This is a genomic window from Methylobacter psychrophilus (genome assembly GCF_025583945.1).
GTDB classification, from domain to species: domain Bacteria; phylum Pseudomonadota; class Gammaproteobacteria; order Methylococcales; family Methylomonadaceae; genus Methylobacter_C; species Methylobacter_C psychrophilus.
This window is the reverse complement of sequence record NZ_JAOEGU010000019.1, coordinates 1-20,623: the sequence shown is the minus strand read 5'-3', so window position 1 is coordinate 20,623 and position 20,623 is coordinate 1. Positions and strand designations below refer to the sequence as shown.

The window sequence follows — 20,623 nt, the reverse complement described above, 5'->3', positions numbered from 1 at the left end:
TTGATTACATCAAAACACCGTTTATCGGTTCGAGTGGCACAAGAGTCGTGGTTTCTCCAAGCTGTTGCCTTAAGTCGATCTCAATGGTTCGGCACAACGCCGACATCGGAGTGTCATTGATACGGTTTTCAAACGGATCGCGAAGTTCCGTACCCAAGCGTTCGATGGTTACGAACAAGAAAGCCAACAGGGTTTCCGTGATCATTGCCACGACATCGAAAAGATCGTTTTCAATCAGACAAAAGGGAATAAGTATTGCCAGTAACCAAACAAAAATACGGGTATGAAAATTAAAACGATCAGGAAATGAACTGCGCTTTATTCGCTCACAGCCACCCTGAATATCATTAAGAAGGTTTAGAGAGCTATCCAGTTGAAGGAGAATTTGTTGTTCGCCCCAATTCTTACCGGTTAATGCACCCAGAACTTTGGCCTGTTTTTGCAGCAGTTGAGTCATAACATTACCGGCACTTTTTAAGTCAGTTATTTCACTATCGGGTAAAAATTGAGCCATAAATCGCCAGTCCTTTTCTGATAGTTTACCGCCTGAGCGTAAGCTGATTCTCAATATATTGACGAAAGCAATATGCCGATAAAGTAGTTCTTGATGAAACTTTGCCGCACTTTCCTTGTTGGTAATATTGGCGATACGTTTATCGGTTAACAAAGTGGTAATTTGCCGGCCCAATGATCGGCTGACATTGACAAGCTGTCCCCATAATCGTCTGGCTTCCCACCAACGGTCATAACTTTGGTTGATTTGAAAGGCAAGAAATATCGACATTGCGGTGATCAATACGCCCAAAGGTAATGAGGGTAAAGCGGTTTGTTGCACCGGCAGGTATTCATAAATAACTTCTGTACCAACAGTCAGTGAAGAAAATAACAGTAAAGTAGTCCAGTCATCGCGCAGGGCACGAAGAACGGTGGTTCCACCACGAATAATCATTTTTTTTAATACCGGATTTGAGGGAATGGAAATAGGCGATAAATCCAGAAAGCTGTCCATCACATAAACAGGTGTGTTTTTATTATCAATCCACAATGTTTAGCAATGTGTCTTTTAAGTCATTGGAAAAAGGTTCCTTGCCAAACCAGATGTTCAGGTAAGCCAGGCTTTGTGCAGGATCATCCAAAGTGGCCAGCAGTTTACTGTTTAGTTGTAGTTTTAAGCCGGTTTTTGGATCATAAACAAGATCATAGTAATCACCTTCCTTGATATCCTGATAATGACTGTTGAAGGCGTCAAACTCAGCTTGCCAGTCAGCGTATTGTTGGCCAAGATTAATTTTCAGATATTCTTCTGAAGCGTCTTTAAAAGCTTTTGCCGGTATGGCTTTTTCATATAAAAATCGCAAGTGCTTGGGGCCTGCAGAAAAAATATGGCTGACTTTCTTGCAATCGTCCAAATACAAAGCGGCATTACCGACATGAATTAAACGAAAGGCCTTAAGTTCGGCTTGACTACAACGAAGCAGTCGGGTGTTATTAACGGTATCAATATATTCAGGAAAGAGTTCGTCAGCCTGAACTACAGACAGGCCGGTAAGCAAAGTAATTAATAATCTTGCAAGCCATTTTTTATCCATTGCAATATACCTCCAATGATTGGTAAGTGTTGATAAAATCCCTGCATACTATCCCAGTAGTCCTGATGCAGAATTATTTTTCCATCGCTATTAAAGCGTAAGTGACTCATACCGACAGATTGTATATTTTGACTTTGTCCCATCACCGTAAATCGGGTATTCATGGTCCAGCGAACGAACATATCATTACCTTTTTCCTGGGTACCGAGCACTTCAAAGCTCATGGAATCGAGGCTTTTTTGAGTATGTTGCATATACTTCAATAAATCCTGCCGGGTATGCAAAGTGACTATCGTGTCATTAAAATATAACTTTTCAGCGTAAGTTTTAGCTATCTGATCAGCCAGAGAAACCGTCTCAATTTTATTAAAAAGTTTGATTAGCGGCTGGATTCGCTGGTTTTGCTTAACGTCAGATTCTGCAGGTGCCAGGGCCAGATAGTCTCGCACTGAGTTGGGTTCAACGTGACTACAGGCATTAAGCATCAAGGCCATCAGTAACAAGGACAAAACTGGTTTCATTGTTTACTCCGATTTGGTGGTAATAGTATGTTTGCCGCTAATAATTTCAGGCACCCGTTTCAATCACTGTCTTTAAAACAGGCCTAAGTTCCATAATAGCATGCACTATTCTATTTTCATTAATGCCGGCAATCTTTTCTTAATAATGCCGTAGAGTGGGGACAAAACAAAGCTTCAGTCCAAGGTTTATAACGGCTTGGTCCATGAGAAATGTTGACAGCAAGCCCGTCACTCCCTGTTTGGAGCAGTAACAGATAGACGTCAAAATAATTTCTCACGAGCATTTTCCAGCACCGCCGTCACGGCCGGATGTTTCATTTTCCTGCGTGCAGTGATGGCATAGAAGCGTTCCTTTACGGCATCGATTCGGCCGATAATTTCTACATCATACTGGCGTTGTATTTCCGTTTCTACGGTGGTGGGCGCGACAAATAATCCGGCACCGCCGCTCCCAAACGTTTTAATCAACGCACTATCTTCTATTTCTGCTTGTATTTTTGGGTGGATGTTTTCGGTGTCGAACCATTGATCCAGAGAGCGTCGGAGCGCGGTGTTGCTGGTTGGCAGTAGAAACGGTGCTCCGGTCAGGGAACGGGGGAAATCCGGACGGTAAACAGCAGCCAATTGCGGCGTTCCAAATACCGTAACAGTACATTCACCCAAAAGATGATTGAAGGCATTGGCACTACTGGATTGCGCGAGAGGTGCATCTGATAAAACCAGATCAATGCCTTGTAGGGATATCTCTGCCATCAGGCGTTCAGCTTTATCTTCATAACAGACAATCTGCACCGGCTCCGGGAGCTGAAATACCGGTTCAATAAGACGATAAACGACCAGCTTGGGTAAAGCATCCGCTACGCCGAGAACCAGTCGCAGCGGTCGTCCGGTTGGACGGCCTTTCAAGGTATTAGTCAGCTCCTGGCCCAGCGAGAAAATCTCGTCCGCATAGCGAAACACCACGCGACCGGTATCCGTCAGCGCCATTTTTCGTCCGTTCTTATAGAACAGTTTTTCCCCAACCGCTTCTTCAAATACGGTCAGCTGGCCGCTAATGGTGGGCTGTGCCAGATGTAGCTTTTCACAGGCACGAGTGATGCTTTCCTCGCGCGCTACGTTCCAGAAATAAAACAAGTGCTGATAGTTGATTCGCTGCATAGATATTGAATGTATCGTAAATTCCGATGCTTTTATTCTAAACATTCTATTTAACAATAACAATGTCTTTGTGTAGGCTATAACTCATCAACTCACCCAAGCGAGGATTAGCGATGCAAAATATCAATATTACCGGGCAAGGCTTTTTAGTCAGCCGTTTTTTAGTCGATCAAACCCCTAATTGTAAGGAATCCAACTTGTGAATATAGCATCCGATGATAAAGAGCTTCGCCACTCGATCCGCTTGCTGGGATCATTACTAACACGGGTATTGAATACTCAGGTTCGACCGGAAATAGCGGTTGCAGTTGAGCAATTACAGCGTCGTTTTACCGGCATGTTGCGTGATGGAAGTCTCCCCAAGCGCAGGCATCTGCTCGAAGCGGTAGAAGGATTGGATACCGACGTTATCAGTGAAGTGACACGTGTATTCAATCGTTATTTCAGTCTGCTTAATATCGCTGAGGAATCTTATTACCTGAAGCTACGCAGGCAGCAGCAAAGTGGTCACTATTGGAAAGGTTCTTTTCACGACACTTTGTTGGCATTAAAGGAATCGGGAGTAACAGCGGATAAACTCCAGGTATTACTGGACGAACTGTTATACTTGCCGGTAATGACTGCGCATCCGACCGAAGCCAAACGACGTACTGTCAAGAGTGCCTTACGCAATGTGTTTCTAACCCAGGAAGCTTTGGGTGATAACCGCTTGAAGGGCTATTTACGTCGAGAAGTGCTGGATCGGCTGCAATGTCAAATTCAATTATTATGGAAAACCGATGAAGTACGCACCCGCAAGCTTGGGGTAGCAGACGAGATTGATGCCGGTTTGTTCTATTTTTCACTGTCACTGTTCCAGGCAACAGCGCGTGTTTACCGCAATTTTGAGCGCTCTCTGAGCGACGTATATGGTGAAGAAGTGGCCGGACAAATCCGTGTACCCAGCTTTTTACGGTTTGGTTCATGGATAGGTGGTGACCGCGATGGCAATCCCAATGTCACATCCGAAACTACTATTTTGGCCTTGCGCCTGCAAGCACAAGTTATTTTGCAGGAATATATTCGTCGATTGGATGAGTTGCGTAATCAGCTTTCTCATTCTGAGGGATTATGTGAACTCTCCTCGGGTTTTATCGACAGTATTGAGGCCGATCGGGCCATGCTGGGTGAATCGGTAATTAAACTGGAAAAGGCTTATTTACAAGAGCCATACCGCCATAAGCTGGTGCTGATGAAGTATCGTATGGAATGCGCTCTGATGCAGGTACAACTAAACTTGCGCGGTAAGCCTGAATCGGCGAACAGGCATGCTTATTCAGGCATGACCGAGTTTGTTAGTGATCTTCGCTTGATTGATGCGTCCTTACGCGGTCACGGTGATGCGAACGTTGCTGATTTGGAGTTGCACGATTTAATTCGTCTCGCTGAAACCTTTGATTTTCATTTGATGCAATTGGATGTGCGCCAGGAATCAACCCGTCATACCGATGCCGTGGCAGATATTTTGGCAGCTGCACTGGGACTGGATTATCACGCTTTGTCTGAGAACCAACGCCTTGAGTTGTTGAGCGAAACCATCGCAGCACCCGGTGGATTAATGTTCGATGATGCCGTGCTGTCTGCGGCTACCCGCGAAACCTTGGAAGCGTTTGAGGTTATGGCTCGCATGAGACGGGAAATAGGTCCGGACTGTTTCGGCAAGTATGTGATTTCCATGACCCACAACGCCAGCCACATTATGGAGGTGATGCTGTTGGCGGCACAAAGCGGTTTGGTTGGCCGTCTTGGCGGTCATTGGCATTGCCATATTGGTGTTAGTCCGTTATTTGAAACCATTGATGATCTGGACAGGATTGAAGAAGTACTCACCCAGCTGTTTGATAATACGACTTACCGTGAGTTACTGCGAATTTCAGGTGACAGTCAGGAGATTATGCTGGGGTATTCCGATTCCTGTAAAGATGGCGGCATTCTGGCTTCAGCCTGGGGACTGTCGCGAGCACAACGGCAAATAATCGCCATCACTGAACAACGCGGGTTAAAATGTCGTCTGTTTCATGGTCGTGGAGGTACGGTAGGACGAGGCGGCGGCCCAACTCATGAGGCTATCCTGGCACAGCCGCCGGATACTGTGCGTGGGCAGATTAAATTTACCGAGCAGGGTGAGGTGTTGTTCTACCGTTATAACAATATGGAAACTGCTATTTATGAATTAACCATGGGTGTCACCGGGTTACTCAAAGCCAGTGTCAGCCTGGTGCAACCGGTGCGGCATGATCGTCCTGAAGATTTGGCGGTGATGGATGAACTGGCGCGGATCGGTGAACACAGTTACCGTGAATTGACCGAGCGTACCCCCGGATTTCTGGATTACTTTTACGAAGCAACACCGGTCAGCGAAATTGGTGGTCTCAATATCGGTTCACGGCCGTCACACCGTAAAAAAGGTGATCGCTCAAAAAACTCGGTGCGTGCCATTGGTTGGGTATTTTCATGGGCACAATCTCGGCAGACTTTTCCCGCCTGGTACGGCATCGGCATAAGTCTTTCAACCTGGTGTGCAGGTAAACCGGAGCGTCTGGAAATGTTGCGCTCAATGTATCGGGACTGGCCGTTTTTTCGCAATCTGTTGAGTAACGCTCAAATGGCGCTCAGCAAATCCGACATGAGTATCGCCAAAGAATATGCGGGTTTGTGTGTTGATCCGGAAACCGGCAAGCGGGTTTATGGTTTGATTGCCAGTGAGCATCAACGTTGTGTGGAGTGGATTCTGGAGATCGCGGAAACCGATCGGCTGTTAGCCGATAACCCGGCCTTGGCCGCTTCCTTGAATCGCCGGAATGCCTATCTGGGGCCGCTCAATTATCTCCAGGTATTTTTGTTGCGCAAATTGAGGGAAATTGACCCTGAGCATCCGCATGACAGTCCCTGGATGAAGCCACTGTTGCGTACCATTAACGCTATTGCAGCAGGGATGCGCAATACCGGCTGAAGTAGAGTCTTTAAACACTTTGAAGCGAAAAGTGGTTATCAACTTATGCCGGGATAAATACCATCCCTGGAAAGGATGGTATTTGTTAAATCGTCCGGCATTTAGTGGTAGTCCGAAACGTATCATCAGTATCTGCTTTTGCTTAAGGTGATATCCAAGAATAAAAAGACCAGTAAGTTGGGACTATTTTTCGTAGGAAATCACCTAAGTTACTAATAACAGGATTTTGGTTCAGATGAATATTGCCAACGACGATAAGAATAATCAGCTGCGTAAACAAGCCAGGCAAACATTGCTTGGTTTTCTGTTGGGGTTATTAGAATTAGAAACCGGATTACCCAAGTCATTGGATCGTTTCATTTGTCTTGATTCTGATGATGAGTTGAATAATCTGTCTGATAGCGCCGAAAATATCGGCTTGCGTATGGAGCGCGTGGTTTTGGCTCCAAGCACTGCGGCCGAGGCATCGGCTGCACAGACACCACTGGTGGCGCTTCTGTCCAACGGCCACGGCTGGCTTATTGTCTACGGCTTTCGTGCCGGTCGGGTTCGCGTCGCTTTGGTACACGGCGAGGTGATTGAAGAACGCCGAATCAGATCCTCTGCTGTGAGCGAGCTGTTGGGACTATCTGACGGAGAGCTTGGTGAGTGGTTATTGGTTCAAGCGCAGGCACCGCTGGCTAATGCAGTCAGTCAAGATCATCACAAGCATCTTTCGCCGTTACATCGGCTTATTGAACTAATGCGTGCCGATCAGGCTGATTTATGGCTGGTGTTGGGCTTGGCATTGGGTTCCGGTTTGCTGGCTCTGGCTTCGCCGGTTGCAGTGCAGGCATTGGTCAATACGGTGGCAATGGGTGGCATGGGACAACCCTTGCTGGTGTTGTCGACTATCCTGTTTTTCTTTCTGACGTTTGCCGGCGGTGTTTATGTGCTGGAATCATATCTGGTGGAAATTGTGCAGCGACGTATTTTTGTACGTCTTGCCACAGATTTGGGTTGCCGCTTGCCCAAGGCGCGGCATGATACCTACCAGCAGCATAATGGCGAGGAGTTGGTTAATCGTTTTTTCGATGTACTCACCGTACAGAAAGCCGGATCCTCATTACTTCTGGATGGCTTGAGTACAGCGGTTCAGGCTTGTGTCGGGCTGATAATGCTGGCTTTTTATCATCCGTTTTTGCTGGCCTTTGACGTTGTGTTGTTATTATCGATCAGCTTCATTATTTTCGTGCTGGGACGCGGTGGTGTCGCTACCGCGATTCAGGAATCGTTATCCAAGTATGCCTTGGTTGCCTGGTTGGAAGTTATTGCCGGTAATATGCAAACTTTTAAATTTAACGGTGGACCCGAACTTGCAGCCAAGCGAACCGATATACTGGCACTCGCCTATCTGGATGCAAAGCGCAGCCATTATAAGGTATTGCTGCGGCAGATTATTGGCTCGGTGACTTTATATGCGTTAGCCAGTACGGCTTTGTTGGCTATCGGTGGTTATCTGGTTATTGATGGTCATCTGTCTCTGGGGCAGTTGGTGGCTGCGGAATTAATTGTGTCTTCGGCACTTGTTTCGTTGATTAAGTTCGGCAAGCATTTGGAAGGTTTTTACGATTTGATGGCTGGTGCTGACAAGATTGGCCATTTACTGGATTTGCCAATCGAACGTGAGTATGGCGTTAAGCCTGTTATGACCAGTCCGGTATCGCTTGAGGTGCGCGACTTACGCTTCGGTTTTGGCGCTAAGCGGCCGGTATTTGCCAATCTTGGTTTTTGCGTTCAGCCGGGTGAAAAAGTTGCGGTATTTGGTCGTTCAGGAAGTGGTAAAACTACGTTGGCGAATTTTTTGTGTGGCCTGCAGCAAGCGGCAAAAGGATCTGTTGAAATAAACGGTGTCGATTTGGGCAGTTTGCGCCTGGAAGTCTTGCGTAGCAGAATTGCCGTGGTTGGCCGCATAGAAATCATTGAAGATAGTCTCTTTGAAAACGTTCGTCTCGGGCGGGCAGAGCTTGGCCTGGATGAGGTAAAGCTGGCGCTTGAGGCAGTTGGCCTGCCGGGAGAAATTGCTGATCTGGATACTGAACTTGGCCCCGACGGTACTCCCTTATCTGCTACTCAGGCACAACTGTTGATGATGGCTCGGGCGATTGCAGGCTCTCCTGCTTTATTGATTTTGGACGGAATTCTTGATGATATTGATGACGTGACGCTGCGCGGTATTGTTCCTGTACTGTTCGCTAACGATGCACCCTGGACAATGCTGATATTGACCGGTTCGGTAACGGTTGCCGGCCTGTGCCAACGGGTGCTGAATTTACAAGAGGTCGATGTTCATGCTTGATTCACCTTCTCGCCTTTCCGCACTCTCTGTTGCACACACCCCACGCCTGATCAGTTCTTTGGCGCGTGCCGCTGTCTGGCTGTTTTTGTTAACGCCATTGGCTTTACTGCTGACACCCTGGCAACAAAATATTACCGGCACAGGACGGGTTACCGCCTTCGCTCCACTCGAACGCCAGCAGAATGTCGATGCACCGGTTGCCGGCCGGATTGTGCAATGGCTTACAAAAGAGGGCAACAAAGTAAAGGCTGGCGACGTTTTGTTGGAAATTGTTGATGTTGACCCAGACCTTCTTAAGCGTATGGGTCAGCAACGTGAAGCTGCTGCCGCCAAACTTGTGGCCAAGGAAGAGGAGTTAAGCTCTTACCGGTTACAGATCGATAATCTGGTTGCCACCCGTGATTTACAGGTTGCCACTGCACAGTACCGGTTGGATGTGGCTCGCCAACGAGCTATTGCCGCTAATGAGGCGATAGTTTCAGCGCGTGCAACTCTGGAGACAGCATCGATTCAGAGTGAGCGATTGCAACGGTTATTGGTCGATGGGCTGGTATCAAAGCGTGATGTTGAGATTGCACAACGTGACGGAATTGTTGCCTTGCGTAATCTAAATAGTGGTCAGGCTGCGTTGAGTGGAGGCTTGGCTGAACAGCGTGCCACCGAAACCGAGATCGGGCGCATTCGCGCCGATGCCCAGGCACGTATCGACTCTGCCAGTGCTGCGGCCAACAAGACTCAAAGTGAACTGGAAGATAGTCGTACCAGCCTGCTGAAAAGCGAGGTTGATTTGTCGCGTCAACAATCACAAGTGGTGAAAGCTCCACGCGACGGTAGTATTTTGCGTCTTTTAGTTAATCCGCAAAGCGATATCGTCAAGCAGGGCGATCCTTTGTTGGTTCTGGTGCCGGATCCGGATGTCAAGGCTGTGGAGCTCTGGGTGGATGGCAACGATGCCGTTTTAATTATGCCGGGCCGCCATACACGCTTGCAATTTGAGGGTTGGCCAGCCCTGCAGTTTGCCGGTTGGCCTGAAGTGGCAGTGGGTACTTTCGGTGGTACCGTTGCCTTTGTGGATGCTACCGACGATGGCAAAGGCAAGTTCCGTGTGTTGATTATTCCTGATAAAACTGACCAGCCTTGGCCGGCAGAGCGCTTTCTTCGTCAGGGTGTGCGTGTTAAGGGCTGGGTTTTACTCAATCGCGTCACTATGGTCTATGAACTTTGGCGTCAGTTAAATGCCTTTCCGCCACAACTGACACCGGAAACCCCGGTGGCTGATTTGGCTCACAAAAAATTGAAATAACCAGTTATGAAACGATTTTTACTTTTTTTCCCCAATGATGCTGTTTCCAGGAAAAACAGTCCTGTTTTTTATTTGGCGTATCCTGTCTGGATGCTCTTGCCTGCGTTAACCCCTTGTCTCGCTGCTATAGGGAACGGCGGCATGAAAGTTTTTCCCTTGGGTTTTTTACTTTTTTTGCCCTTGCTGAGTGCTTGCAGTTATTACTTTGATACCGGACTTGATAGACATTTGGAGCGCCGCGTTGAGGAACGCCTCAACAACGATGAAGGGCTGCCGCTGAAGTTGCTTTCCAAAACTTCGCCGGTTAGCATTGAACAAGCCTTGCCTAAGTTCAGGGAGGGCCGATCCCCAACCAATCGAACCTTGCCGCCGGTAAAGCCGATACTGAGTGGAGCTGAAGGGCTTGATGATCCTGCGACGTTAAAACCCTCGCCTAAAGCCGTTAAACAGTTATTCCTCGAACCGGTGCAGACCCCGGAGGTGGATAAGACTCTGATGTCAGAAAAGCCACCTCTATTGGCAAAGTCTGTCATAAGCGGTGCGCCAAACCCTGATGCTCGGCTTATGCCAAAAGCCCAGCCTGAAAGCAGCAAGCAGTTATCGATTAGCGAGGCAAGAACGTTGGCACTGGAAAATAATCTGGACTTAAAAATTGCCCGGATTGATCCCAAGATTGCGGCTACAGTAATGAGCCAGGAAGAAGCGAAATTTGACGATCTTATTTTTGCCCGCGTCAAATATGGCAGCAAGAATACTCCCGCTCAAAACCTCGATGTGGTGACGTTTACCCCGGCTGATCCGGACCAGTCGTCACTGAGCGGTCAAGTGGACAAGTTGACTGCTGTCCCGCAACTCACCCAAATCATGGAAATGGATACCGGTGTGGTTATTCCTTTAAGAACCGGTGCCAAAATGACTCTTAGCGTACCCTTCGATGAAAAAAAGCAGTTTAAGGGCGTTGCCTCTGATCAATATCTCAATGCGTTGCGCTTTTCCATCAGTCAGCCTTTGTTGCGTGATGGCGGGATTGACAACAATGTCGCCAGTATCCGTATCGCCGAGTATGAACAACAAGCTGTGGATGTGAAGACCCGCTTGCAGGCTATACGGGTACTGGCCACCGTCGAGCGCGCTTATTGGGGACTTTATGTCGCCTGGGGCGAGTTGGAGGTGCGTCTTCAGCAATACGAAAATGCGGCAGAAAATTTGGCTATGGTTAAAAAGCGCGTAGCGGGAGGGTTAACAGCGGCAGTAGAAATCAATCGAGCCGAAATTGGTGTGTCCGAGCGAATGGAAGGGCTGATTATTACAGAAACTACACTCAAGCTTAAAGAACGCCAACTTAAGTTGTTTCTTAATGATCCTCTGTTGGATCTGGATTCGCCTACCCTTTTGATTACGGAATCCACACCAACGCTGGTTGAATTTAAATTCGACCGCAAACAATTGGTACAGCGTGCCTTGACCGGACGGCTTGAATTGCTGGAGCTGGAGCTAAAGCTCGCTGCCGATCTGACCAAGATAGACTATCTACGTAACCAAACTTTGCCAATGTTCATGCTTGACTATAGCTATGCTTCGCTGGGACGGAGTTCATCGTCTTTTAGTGGTGCTTTTGACCAGACAACCGGTGGGGACTATTCTGACTGGTCAGTGGGAGTACGCATGGAAATGCCGCTTACCAACGAAGTGCGTCGTGCCAAGCTGGATAGGGCGGTACAGGAACGTCTGCAACGTTTAACGACCGCGCAGCTACGGGAGCTCAATGTGCGTCGGGAAATTTATGATGCCCTTGATCAGGTAGGGCAGAATTGGCAACGTATTCTGGCTACGCGTCAGAATGTTTTGCTCGCAGGGCTAAACTACGATGCCGAGCTGAAGCAATTTCGCGAAGGTTTACGAACCATGACTGAAGTGCTGGAAACCCTCACTCGCCTCGGGGAGTCGCAAGTACGCGAAGTACGTGCGATTGGCGACTATCAGGTTGCGATTATTGATCTTGCTTTTGCTACCGGCACCACGTTGGGTCATAGTCGTGTGGGTTGGGAAACACCAGCAAAAGGCAGTCAGGAAGCCAGGGTAGACTGAATTTTTCCAAGTCCATTTTTTGTAGTAGGGAAGGTCTTACACGCGCTACATAAGAGTGACAAAACATATCCATGTAACTATATGATCAAAAAAAGCACCCGGTATGGTAAAAAATGAACAGGATAAATATTCTGTCATGTTATTGACGTATGCAAACGTTATGTTACGTTAAAGTTTGCAGAGAGTTTAAGGTTGCAAACCTATCCACAAGGCAGATGCAACTATGCTTTAAGAAGCATTAACAATAATCCTGCTTTGACTGTCGATACGTGTGTAAATAATGGGTTTTTATTTGACTGAATAACTTGGGTTATTTCCTGAGAATAACCTAAGTTTACCGGTTTTTTATTGTTTTACGGTGCTGTCAAAATAGTTACGTAGTGTGTCACGTGACTGTTTTCTCGTGTCGGCAATTGCTCTTGTATCTTTGCGGTCGTTGTAAATAAACAAAATTCTGCGCTACTTAGGTAATTAATTATTTATTGGATATCACCTAAAAAAACAAGTCATTTGTTGTAAGGGTATTTTTTACAGAATGGTTTGTTTATTCCGGATTACAGGAGTGCCTTTAGTCATCCTGACAGCAGTCAGAATCCCCGTTTTAATTAAATTTTCTTAAATAATCACAACTGTGGAGTGGTTGATGTCTTTGCAAGCAATAGTGTCCAAAGTGCTTATTTGGTTTGATAACAGCAATGTAAAGGTCGCTGATAATGTGGGTGAAGCGATTGACTGGATGCGGGTAATTCCTTTTATTGCCATGCATTTGATCTGTTTACTGGTATTGGTAGTGGGCTTTAGTCCGGTGGCGTTATGGGTAGCTTTGGCTTCTTATCTGGTGCGCATGTTTGCCATTACTGCTTTTTATCATCGTTATTTTTCCCATAAGGCATTTAAAACCAGTCGCTTATGCCAGTTTTTATTTGCGCTGTTGGGAGCGACGGCAACCCAGCGAGGTCCTATCTGGTGGGCATCGCACCATCGACGTCATCATCTTTATTCCGATACCGATAAAGATATTCATAGCCCCAAGTTTGGTTTTTTATGGAGTCATATGGGCTGGTTTTTATGCCTGAAAAACTTTACGACACAAGAAAATTGTGTCCGCGATCTGCTTAAATATCCTGAACTGGTTTTACTGGATCGCTTTGACAGCATTATTCCGATACTTTATGCCTTGTCCATGTTGTTTTTAGGCATGTATCTGGAACAGGCTTTTCCGGAGTTGCACACCAATGGCCCGCAAATGTTGATTTGGGGTTACTTTGTGTCGTCCATCATATTGATTCACTGCACCTTGCTGGTTAATTCTTTGGCTCATGTGGTAGGAAGCAAGCGCTATGAAACCGGGGACGAGAGCCGCAATAATCTGTTTATAGCATTGTTTGCGTTAGGTGAAGGCTGGCATAACAATCATCATCATTATCCGGTATCGGCCAGGCAAGGATTTTTTTGGTGGGAAATTGACATTAGTTATTATCTGCTTCGTTTGATGTCGCTATTGGGTATTATCTGGGATTTACAGCCAGTTCCGGCTAACCGGTTACACTCAAAATTGATTAAAAAGGTCCAATTATAATGAAGATAGCCATTGTCGGTAGTGGTATTTCAGGGCTTTATGCGGCGCACTATTTAAGTAAGCAGCATCAAGTTACGGTGTATGAAGCCAATAGCTATTTGGGCGGTCATACAGATACGCATACGATTACCCTGGCCGGAAAAAACTATGCCGTTGATACCGGATTTATTGTTTTCAACGAACACAATTATCATTATTTCTGCCAATTTTTAAATGATTTGGGTGTTGCTTCGCAGTCGTCTGATATGAGTTTTAGTGTGACTAATGCACTTACCGGACTTGAGTACAACGCGACCACCCTGGATAAATTGTTCTGTCAGCGACGTAATTTATTACGCCCGTCATTTTATCGTATGGTCAGGGATATTTTGCGTTTTTACCGCGAAGCACCGGTATTGCTAAGCAGTACCGATGATGTGTTGACGTTGGGTGACTATTTACAGCAACAGCATTATAGCCAAATTTTTATTGATGACCATATTCTGCCGATGGCCTGCGCTTTATGGTCTGGCCCACCGGAGGTGGTAAAAAATTTCCCTGTCCGGTATTTTGTCGCTTTTATGGCTAATCACCAAATGCTGAAAACCGACAACAGACCTGAATGGCGAACCGTTTGCGGTGGTTCTTCACAGTATATTGAAGCCTTTAAGCAGCAATTTAACGGTGATTTGCGGCTTAATTCTCCCGTACAGGCAATCACGCGAAACAAAACCAACGTGACGATAAAGACCTCTGACGGTGAGCAACAATATGATCATTTGATTTTAGCCTGTCATAGCGATCAAGCTCTGCGTTTATTGCAGGATGCCAGTGCAAACGAAACTGAAATTTTAGGAGCGATGACTTTTCAGGAAAATGATGTGGTGTTGCATACCGATGCCGGTTTAATGCCGAAGCACCCTAAAGCTTGGGCCAGTTGGAATGCGCTTAAATTAAGCGAAACGCAGGCACGGTGCACGGTAACTTATTATATGAATATGTTGCAAAATATTGCTGCGCCAGAGCCTTTATTGGTGACACTTAATTGTACCGACCGAATTGATCCTGCAAAAATATTACAGCAGAGAAGCTATCATCACCCGGTTTATAACCCGGCCAGTTTGGCGGCACAAAAACGGCGCAGTGAAATTAACGGCAATAATAATACCTGGTATGCCGGTGCTTATTGGGGCTGGGGCTTTCATGAAGACGGTGCCAAGAGTGCGCAGGAAGTTATTGATTTAATTAATCAGCAAACATGATGGGTTTAAATAGTCGATTATTCCAGGGCTGGATTCGTCATCGTCGTTATTTACCTAAAAAACACAGCTTTAAATATCCTGTTTTTATGAGTTGGCTGGATCTCGATGAGTTGGATCAAGTGAGTGCAATAAGCCCTTTTTGGTCTTTAGAACGCTTTAATCTGGTTGGTTTTTATCGTAGCGATTATCTGGATAATATCGAGCCAAATTTATCCGATGCTGTAAAAAACCGTATTCAGGCACAGACCGGCGAGTCTTTTAAAGGACGAATTTGTTTGTTAACGCATTTGCGGTTTTTGGGTTTCGGTTTTAACCCGGTGAGTTTTTATTTTTGTTTTCCCGAAGGTAGCGAACAGCCTCGATTTATTCTCGCTGATATCAATAATACGCCGTGGAATGAGCGTTACTGCTATGTGCTGGATGCCGGTGAAAAGCCATTACATAACAATAAATTGATCTTTGAATTTGATAAAGAATTTCATGTTTCCCCATTTATGCCCATGCAGCAACACTATCGTTGGCAGTTTAGGTTACAGCAATCAAACCTGACCATTCATATGCAGTTGCAGCAGGATAACGCCTGCTGTTTTGACGCGACGTTACAGTTAAAAACACAGGCAATGACGGCCCCTGCCATGCGTAATCTGCCTTTACGCTATCCTTTTTTGACGTTATCTGTAGTCCTGTCGATTTATTGGCAGGCTTTGCGTTTGTGGCTAAAAGGTGTGCCTTTTTATGGACACCCTGATAAACAATCCGAATAGAAATATTGAGAACACTATGAATGCAGTTACTGAAACATTATGTAAAGCCCCGACACGAATTGATTTACTGTTACGCAAAGCCTTTCTGGATAAACTTGCCCGCCTTGAAAATGCCGTATTAACGGTATCAGATCCTTTGGGCGAAGTGGTCTTGGGATCTAAAGGTGATGATGGTTTACAGGCCAGAATTGAAGTGCTGGACATGAGTTTTTATCGGCAAGTAGCGCTGGGTGGTTCTGTTGGCGCAGCCGAATCTTATATGGATAAAGGCTGGCAGGCAGATGATCTGTGCCGGGTTATACAAATACTGGTGCGTAATCGGGATTTACTCGACAGCATGGAAGGCGGATTGGCCGTGATGGCTAACCAGTTGCTTAAATTATGGCATTTTGCCAATCGTAACTCCCAACAAAACAGCCGAAAAAATATAGCGGCACATTATGATTTGGGTAATGATTTGTTTGCCTTGTTTTTGGATGAACATGGCATGTATTCATCTGCCACCTTTTATCACGAGGAACAGAATCTTGAACGGGCTTCTACCGCCAAGCTGGAACGTATCTGTCAGAAACTGCATTTACAACCAAGTGATCATGTTTTGGAAATTGGTACCGGTTGGGGCGGCTTTGCGACTTACGCTGCCAAAAACTATGGCTGTCAAATAACTACGACCACTATTTCCAAAGAACAATATCAGGCGGCCAAACAACGTATTGCCGATGCCGGTGTGGCAGATCGCGTAACCGTATTGATGGAAGATTACCGTGAGTTAACCGGTAGTTATGACAAACTGGTTTCAATAGAAATGATAGAAGCGGTAGGACATCATTATCTGGATACCTATTTAAAACAGTGTGCGGCTTTGTTGAAACCCAATGGCTTAGGCTTGATTCAAGCAATTACCATTGAAGACAGATATTACTACCAGGCCTTAAAAAGTGTGGATTTTATCAAGCGTTATATTTTTCCCGGCAGTTTTATTCCCAGCGTGAGCGCAATTGTTGCCAGTGCTTCACGCTGTACGGATTTGCGGTTGATTAACCTTGAAGATCAGGGCGAAAGCTATGCCTTGACCTTAAATAGTTGGCGAAAACGTTTTATGGCAGCGCTTGATCAGGTCAGGGCGCAAGGTTACAACGAAGAGTTTATTCGTATGTGGGAGTTTTATTTGTGTTATTGCGAAGGCGGTTTTAAAGAAAAATCAATTTCCAATGTGCAGTTATTATTAGCCAAACCCGGCAATCGTCGTCAGCAGTGGTTACCCGTTTATGAATCTTAATAACGGAATCAACATGCTGTGGATGCAGGCCTTATGGTTTGGGGCCATTATTGGTGCAGCGCAACAACTGTTTTGGCTGGCTCCGGTTGTGCTGGCCGGTTTTATCTGCTGGGAATTTCGCCCGGCCAGACGTGTACATGGCGATGTTCAGTTAATGCTGATAGCCGTATTAATAGGCCTTATCCTGGATACGACCTGGGTAAAGCTCGGCTGGATTGATTACGCGGATAATCTGGACTTATCCGAGAGAGCGCCGTTATGGATACTGCTGTTATGGGCGGGACTGGCGTTAACACTTAATCATTCTTTGGCCTGGTTACAGTCACGGTTGGTGCTGGCCGGCGTATTAAGCGGTTTGAGCAGTCCATTATCTTATCTGGGCGCCGCACGCTTGGGGGCAGTTGATATTGTCAGCGAATCCTGGTTATGGGCTGTGGTGTTGGGTTTTAGCTGGGCAGTTACCGTGCCGTTACTGCTGTGGTTGGCGAAATATTTAAAACTAAAAAAAGAGGCGCAACAGCATGTGTAGTCTGACTGTTCTGGCAGTATTTAGTCTCGTGGCGATGGTCTTAGCCTGGCTCTGGCAAAAAAAACATAGCAATGCCGGTATTGTTGATGTCGTCTGGGCTTTTGGAATGATGGTTGCGGGGCCTTGGTATGCGTTAACAGGTTCGGCACCGTTGTTGTTAAAGTTGAGCTTGGGCATACTGACGTTTAGCTGGTTTTTGCGCTTGGGAAGTCATTTACAGCGCCGCGTATTCTCAGAAGCTGAAGATGGTCGCTATCATGCCATGCGTAATGCCATGAAAGAGCATGCCAACCTGGGTTTTTTGGCATTTTTTATAGCGCAGGCCGGATTTATTTGGGTATTATCGTTGCCTTTCTGGGCAGTTACCCAAAATACACAAGTACAAACCCCACTGGTTTTTGCCGCCCTGTTGCTTGCCGCTTTAGCCTTATATGGCGAAACTACCGCTGATCAGCAATTGGCTGAATTCAGGAACAACCCGGAAAATCGGGGCTTAACCTGTCGCAAAGGCTGGTGGCGATATTCCAGACACCCTAATTATTTTTTTGAATGGCTACATTGGTTTGCTTATCCGCTGATGGGGTGGGGCGGTGATTACCAATACTGGTTATGGCTGGCTCCTGTATTAATGTTTTGTTTTTTATATTTCTTTACCGGCATTCCGTTTACCGAACAACAAGCCTTGCGTAGTCGTGGCGACGATTATCGCTTGTACCAGAAAACCACCAGCTTATTTTTTCCGTGGTGGCCTGATACTTGAATTTAAAAGCTATTGTTTACGAACATCAGTTTTATCCAATGCCAATAACAGTTAAAAATACCACCCAAATACAGGAAAATCATGAGTCTTATTAGCTTTGCAGAACGTAAATTATTACCGGATAAGCTGATCCGTTTCGGCATCAAAAGATTGTTAAAACAGCGCTTGCACGATGAATACGCCAATGATCCCGAGCAACGCAACCTGCGCTATCAGCAATTACTGGAAAATCTCAGGCAAAGCCCGATTGCCATAGAAACCGGTGCTGCCAATGCACAGCATTACGAAGTACCTGCTGCCTTTTACCAATACGCGTTGGGCTCACATCTTAAATACTCGTCTTGTTACTGGGATGAACAAACCGAAAATCTTGATCAGGCAGAAGCGCGTATGTTGGCCATCACAGCGGAGCGTGCCGAACTAAAAGATGGCCAGCAAATACTGGAATTGGGTTGTGGTTGGGGGTCATTGACCTTATGGATGGCAGAGCATTTTCCGGGTAGTCATATTACCGCCGTTTCCAACTCCAACAGTCAGCGGGAATATATACAGCAACAAGCAAAACAGCGCGGGTTGGATAATATAGAAGTGCTTACCTGTGATGTTAATCAACTGACTTTTGATAAGCAATTTGACCGTATTGTCTCGGTTGAAATGTTTGAACACATGCGTAATTATGACAGCCTGTTAAGTAAAGTTGCCGGTTGGTTAACAATGAACGGCAAGTTGTTTGTGCATATTTTTTGTCATAAGCAGTTGGCTTATCCTTTTGAAACAGAGGGTGACGATAACTGGATGGGACGCTATTTTTTTACCGGCGGATTGATGCCGGCACAAGATACCTTGTTGCATTTTAAACAAGATTTACAGCTACAGCAGCAATGGGACTTATCCGGTAGTCATTACCAAAAAACAGCCGAGGCCTGGTTGGATAATATGGATAAACATCAACAAGAAATTCTTGCGGTATTTACCAATACCTATGGCGAAAAACAGGCGCGTATCTGGCAACAACGCTGGCGCATATTTTTTATGTCTTGTGCAGAATTGTTTGGCTATAGCGAAGGTAATGAATGGCGGGTAGCGCATTATCTTTTTGTTAAATCCATCTGAATACCTTCCCGATTGTTACCTCACTGCCTTAATTTTTTGTAGGGCGCCTCGTGCTTGCAATATAAGCAAAAGCCTGATGGGGTTTGTAACCCCGTTACTCACGCTTTAAAATTATTGAAGACTTTCAAACGTACCACGTGAAGATACGCACGTACCACGTGCAGATTACCGGTTTTTATTTAAAGCGTGACTGAGTTCGTAACCCCGTTACTCACGTTTTAAAACTATTGAAGGCTTTCAAACGTTCCGGTCAGGGTTACAAACCCAGACCGGCATTGAAGTTAATCAGTTAACTAATAGACAAGTAGCCATGAACCCCTAAGTCATCAGTGGTTTGTCCAACAATAAAATGCGTATTGGTACCATTGATAATTTGAGTATTTAAATCCGCCAAAGAAGACGCGCCAAATTGAGCCAAGGTATGTCCGGTCAGTGTCAAAGAGTTTAACGCGGAATTAGTCGCGCCACTGACAGAGCCATCTGGTAGCAGGTTCTGGATATGTAAAGTCAAGCCGGTATAATCGGTTGCGCCGCCAGTGTTAAAGTCGGTAAACCCGGCATTAATCGTGCTGACGCCTTTAACCCAACCCCAAATCGTGGCTTTATCCTGACCTTGAGTAAAATCAGTCAGCGTTGACCATGTCACCCCCGTTGCTCTGCCATCCATAAAGAAAGTATTGATACCATCGCCACCACTCAAAAAGCTGGAGCCGGTTGAACCATCAAGAACATCATTGCCACCACCACCATTGGCTGCCTTATTACCTGTGCCGGCCAGCTTGATAAAATCATTGCTGGTACTGCCGATAATGACGGCATCAGCTGACTTGTCAATTATCTGATATTTCAAATCCAAATTTTGTCCGGAATTTTGTACATACGCCTCAGGTTTAATATAGGTATTGGTACCATTGCCAAATGATTTGAACAAGTCTGCAACCGGTTCAGCGGTTAATTGAACGGGTGTAATATCCAGTGTCGCTGTGGCTGCCACCAACCCTGCAGTCGGACTGACACTATCGGTAATGGTGTAGTTAAAACTCACCGATGTAGCATCATTTAATAACGGCGTATAGCTCCAGGTACCATTGGCATTGTCGACCAAAGTACCGTTGCTGGACGCAAGGCTAAGGTTAGTAGCGGTAAGGGTATTAGCATCCAAATCAACGGCATTGCCTAACAACTCAGCTTGGGTAATTACGCGGGCTTGGCTGTGCTCGGCAATTGATACCAACGTGACGACAGAAGTCGTCGGCGCATCATTAACATTAACGACGGCAGTGGTTGCAGTGCTGGTTACAATTTCAGGGGTACCTAACAGGTCAGTATAGCCGGCTGTTACAGTAATGGTTTTATCGACTTGTGCTTG

At 46.0% G+C, this 20,623-nt stretch carries 16 protein-coding genes; 11 read left to right on the top strand and 5 right to left on the bottom strand.

What is annotated here, in order from left to right:
- Window positions 1-4: 4 nt before the first annotated feature.
- The 4 genes from N7974_RS10710 to nhaR all read right to left on the bottom strand — a co-directional run bounded on the left by N7974_RS10710 (window position 5) and on the right by nhaR (window position 3,268).
- Complete coding sequence (locus tag N7974_RS10710) at window positions 5-1,045, bottom strand: bestrophin family protein (RefSeq protein ID WP_262965609.1); 1,041 nt, start codon at window positions 1,043-1,045, stop codon at window positions 5-7.
- Window positions 1,035-1,589, bottom strand: a complete 555-nt coding sequence (locus N7974_RS10705) for a chalcone isomerase family protein (RefSeq protein WP_262965608.1) — start codon at window positions 1,587-1,589, stop codon at window positions 1,035-1,037. The genes N7974_RS10710 and N7974_RS10705 overlap by 11 nt, the downstream gene beginning before the upstream one ends.
- On the bottom strand, window positions 1,559-2,110 hold the full coding sequence (locus tag N7974_RS10700) for a nuclear transport factor 2 family protein (protein ID WP_262965607.1): 552 nt from the start codon (window positions 2,108-2,110) through the stop codon (window positions 1,559-1,561). The genes N7974_RS10705 and N7974_RS10700 overlap by 31 nt, the downstream gene beginning before the upstream one ends.
- Before the next feature lie 261 nt (window positions 2,111-2,371).
- Window positions 2,372-3,268, bottom strand: a complete 897-nt coding sequence (gene nhaR, locus N7974_RS10695; RefSeq protein WP_262965606.1) for a transcriptional activator NhaR — start codon at window positions 3,266-3,268, stop codon at window positions 2,372-2,374.
- Window positions 3,269-3,467: 199 nt separating this feature from the next.
- Between nhaR and ppc the strand changes: the two genes are divergently transcribed.
- The 11 genes from ppc (at window position 3,468) to N7974_RS10640 (ending at window position 19,254) form a co-directional block, all read left to right on the top strand.
- Complete coding sequence (gene ppc / locus N7974_RS10690) at window positions 3,468-6,260, top strand: phosphoenolpyruvate carboxylase (protein WP_262965605.1); 2,793 nt, start codon at window positions 3,468-3,470, stop codon at window positions 6,258-6,260.
- 235 nt (window positions 6,261-6,495) lie between these two features.
- The gene (locus N7974_RS10685; protein ID WP_262965604.1) at window positions 6,496-8,598 is read left to right on the top strand and encodes a peptidase domain-containing ABC transporter; all 2,103 of its coding nucleotides are present in this window, start codon (window positions 6,496-6,498) and stop codon (window positions 8,596-8,598) included.
- Window positions 8,591-9,901 (top strand): HlyD family secretion protein, encoded by a 1,311-nt coding sequence (locus N7974_RS10680; RefSeq protein ID WP_262965603.1) that lies wholly within the window; start codon window positions 8,591-8,593, stop codon window positions 9,899-9,901. Before N7974_RS10685 ends, N7974_RS10680 begins: the two co-directional genes overlap by 8 nt.
- Window positions 9,902-9,907: 6 nt before the next feature.
- Entirely contained in the window at window positions 9,908-11,989 is a 2,082-nt protein-coding gene (locus tag N7974_RS10675) for a TolC family protein (protein ID WP_262965602.1), read from the top strand.
- Window positions 11,990-12,632: 643 nt separating this feature from the next.
- The gene (locus N7974_RS10670) at window positions 12,633-13,568 is read left to right on the top strand and encodes an acyl-CoA desaturase (protein ID WP_262965601.1); all 936 of its coding nucleotides are present in this window, start codon (window positions 12,633-12,635) and stop codon (window positions 13,566-13,568) included.
- Window positions 13,568-14,809: an NAD(P)/FAD-dependent oxidoreductase gene (locus N7974_RS10665; RefSeq protein WP_262965600.1), complete on the top strand. Its 1,242-nt coding sequence runs from the start codon at window positions 13,568-13,570 to the stop codon at window positions 14,807-14,809. Before N7974_RS10670 ends, N7974_RS10665 begins: the two co-directional genes overlap by 1 nt.
- Window positions 14,806-15,573 (top strand): DUF1365 domain-containing protein, encoded by a 768-nt coding sequence (locus N7974_RS10660; protein ID WP_262965599.1) that lies wholly within the window; start codon window positions 14,806-14,808, stop codon window positions 15,571-15,573. Before N7974_RS10665 ends, N7974_RS10660 begins: the two co-directional genes overlap by 4 nt.
- A 16-nt stretch (window positions 15,574-15,589) precedes the next feature.
- Window positions 15,590-16,852 (top strand): SAM-dependent methyltransferase, encoded by a 1,263-nt coding sequence (locus tag N7974_RS10655; RefSeq protein ID WP_262965598.1) that lies wholly within the window; start codon window positions 15,590-15,592, stop codon window positions 16,850-16,852.
- Window positions 16,842-17,381, top strand: a complete 540-nt coding sequence (locus N7974_RS10650; RefSeq protein WP_262965597.1) for a DUF2878 domain-containing protein — start codon at window positions 16,842-16,844, stop codon at window positions 17,379-17,381. The genes N7974_RS10655 and N7974_RS10650 overlap by 11 nt, the downstream gene beginning before the upstream one ends.
- Window positions 17,374-18,141, top strand: coding sequence for a DUF1295 domain-containing protein (locus tag N7974_RS10645; protein WP_262965596.1), 768 nt, complete (start codon window positions 17,374-17,376; stop codon window positions 18,139-18,141). Before N7974_RS10650 ends, N7974_RS10645 begins: the two co-directional genes overlap by 8 nt.
- Before the next feature lie 81 nt (window positions 18,142-18,222).
- A complete protein-coding gene (locus N7974_RS10640; RefSeq protein ID WP_262965595.1) occupies window positions 18,223-19,254 on the top strand; it encodes an SAM-dependent methyltransferase in 1,032 nt (343 codons plus the stop codon).
- Between the two features lie 289 nt (window positions 19,255-19,543).
- Here N7974_RS10640 and N7974_RS10635 read toward each other — a convergent pair.
- Window positions 19,544-20,623: cadherin-like domain-containing protein (locus N7974_RS10635; RefSeq protein ID WP_262965594.1), on the bottom strand; the 1,080-nt coding region annotated here is incomplete at its 5' end.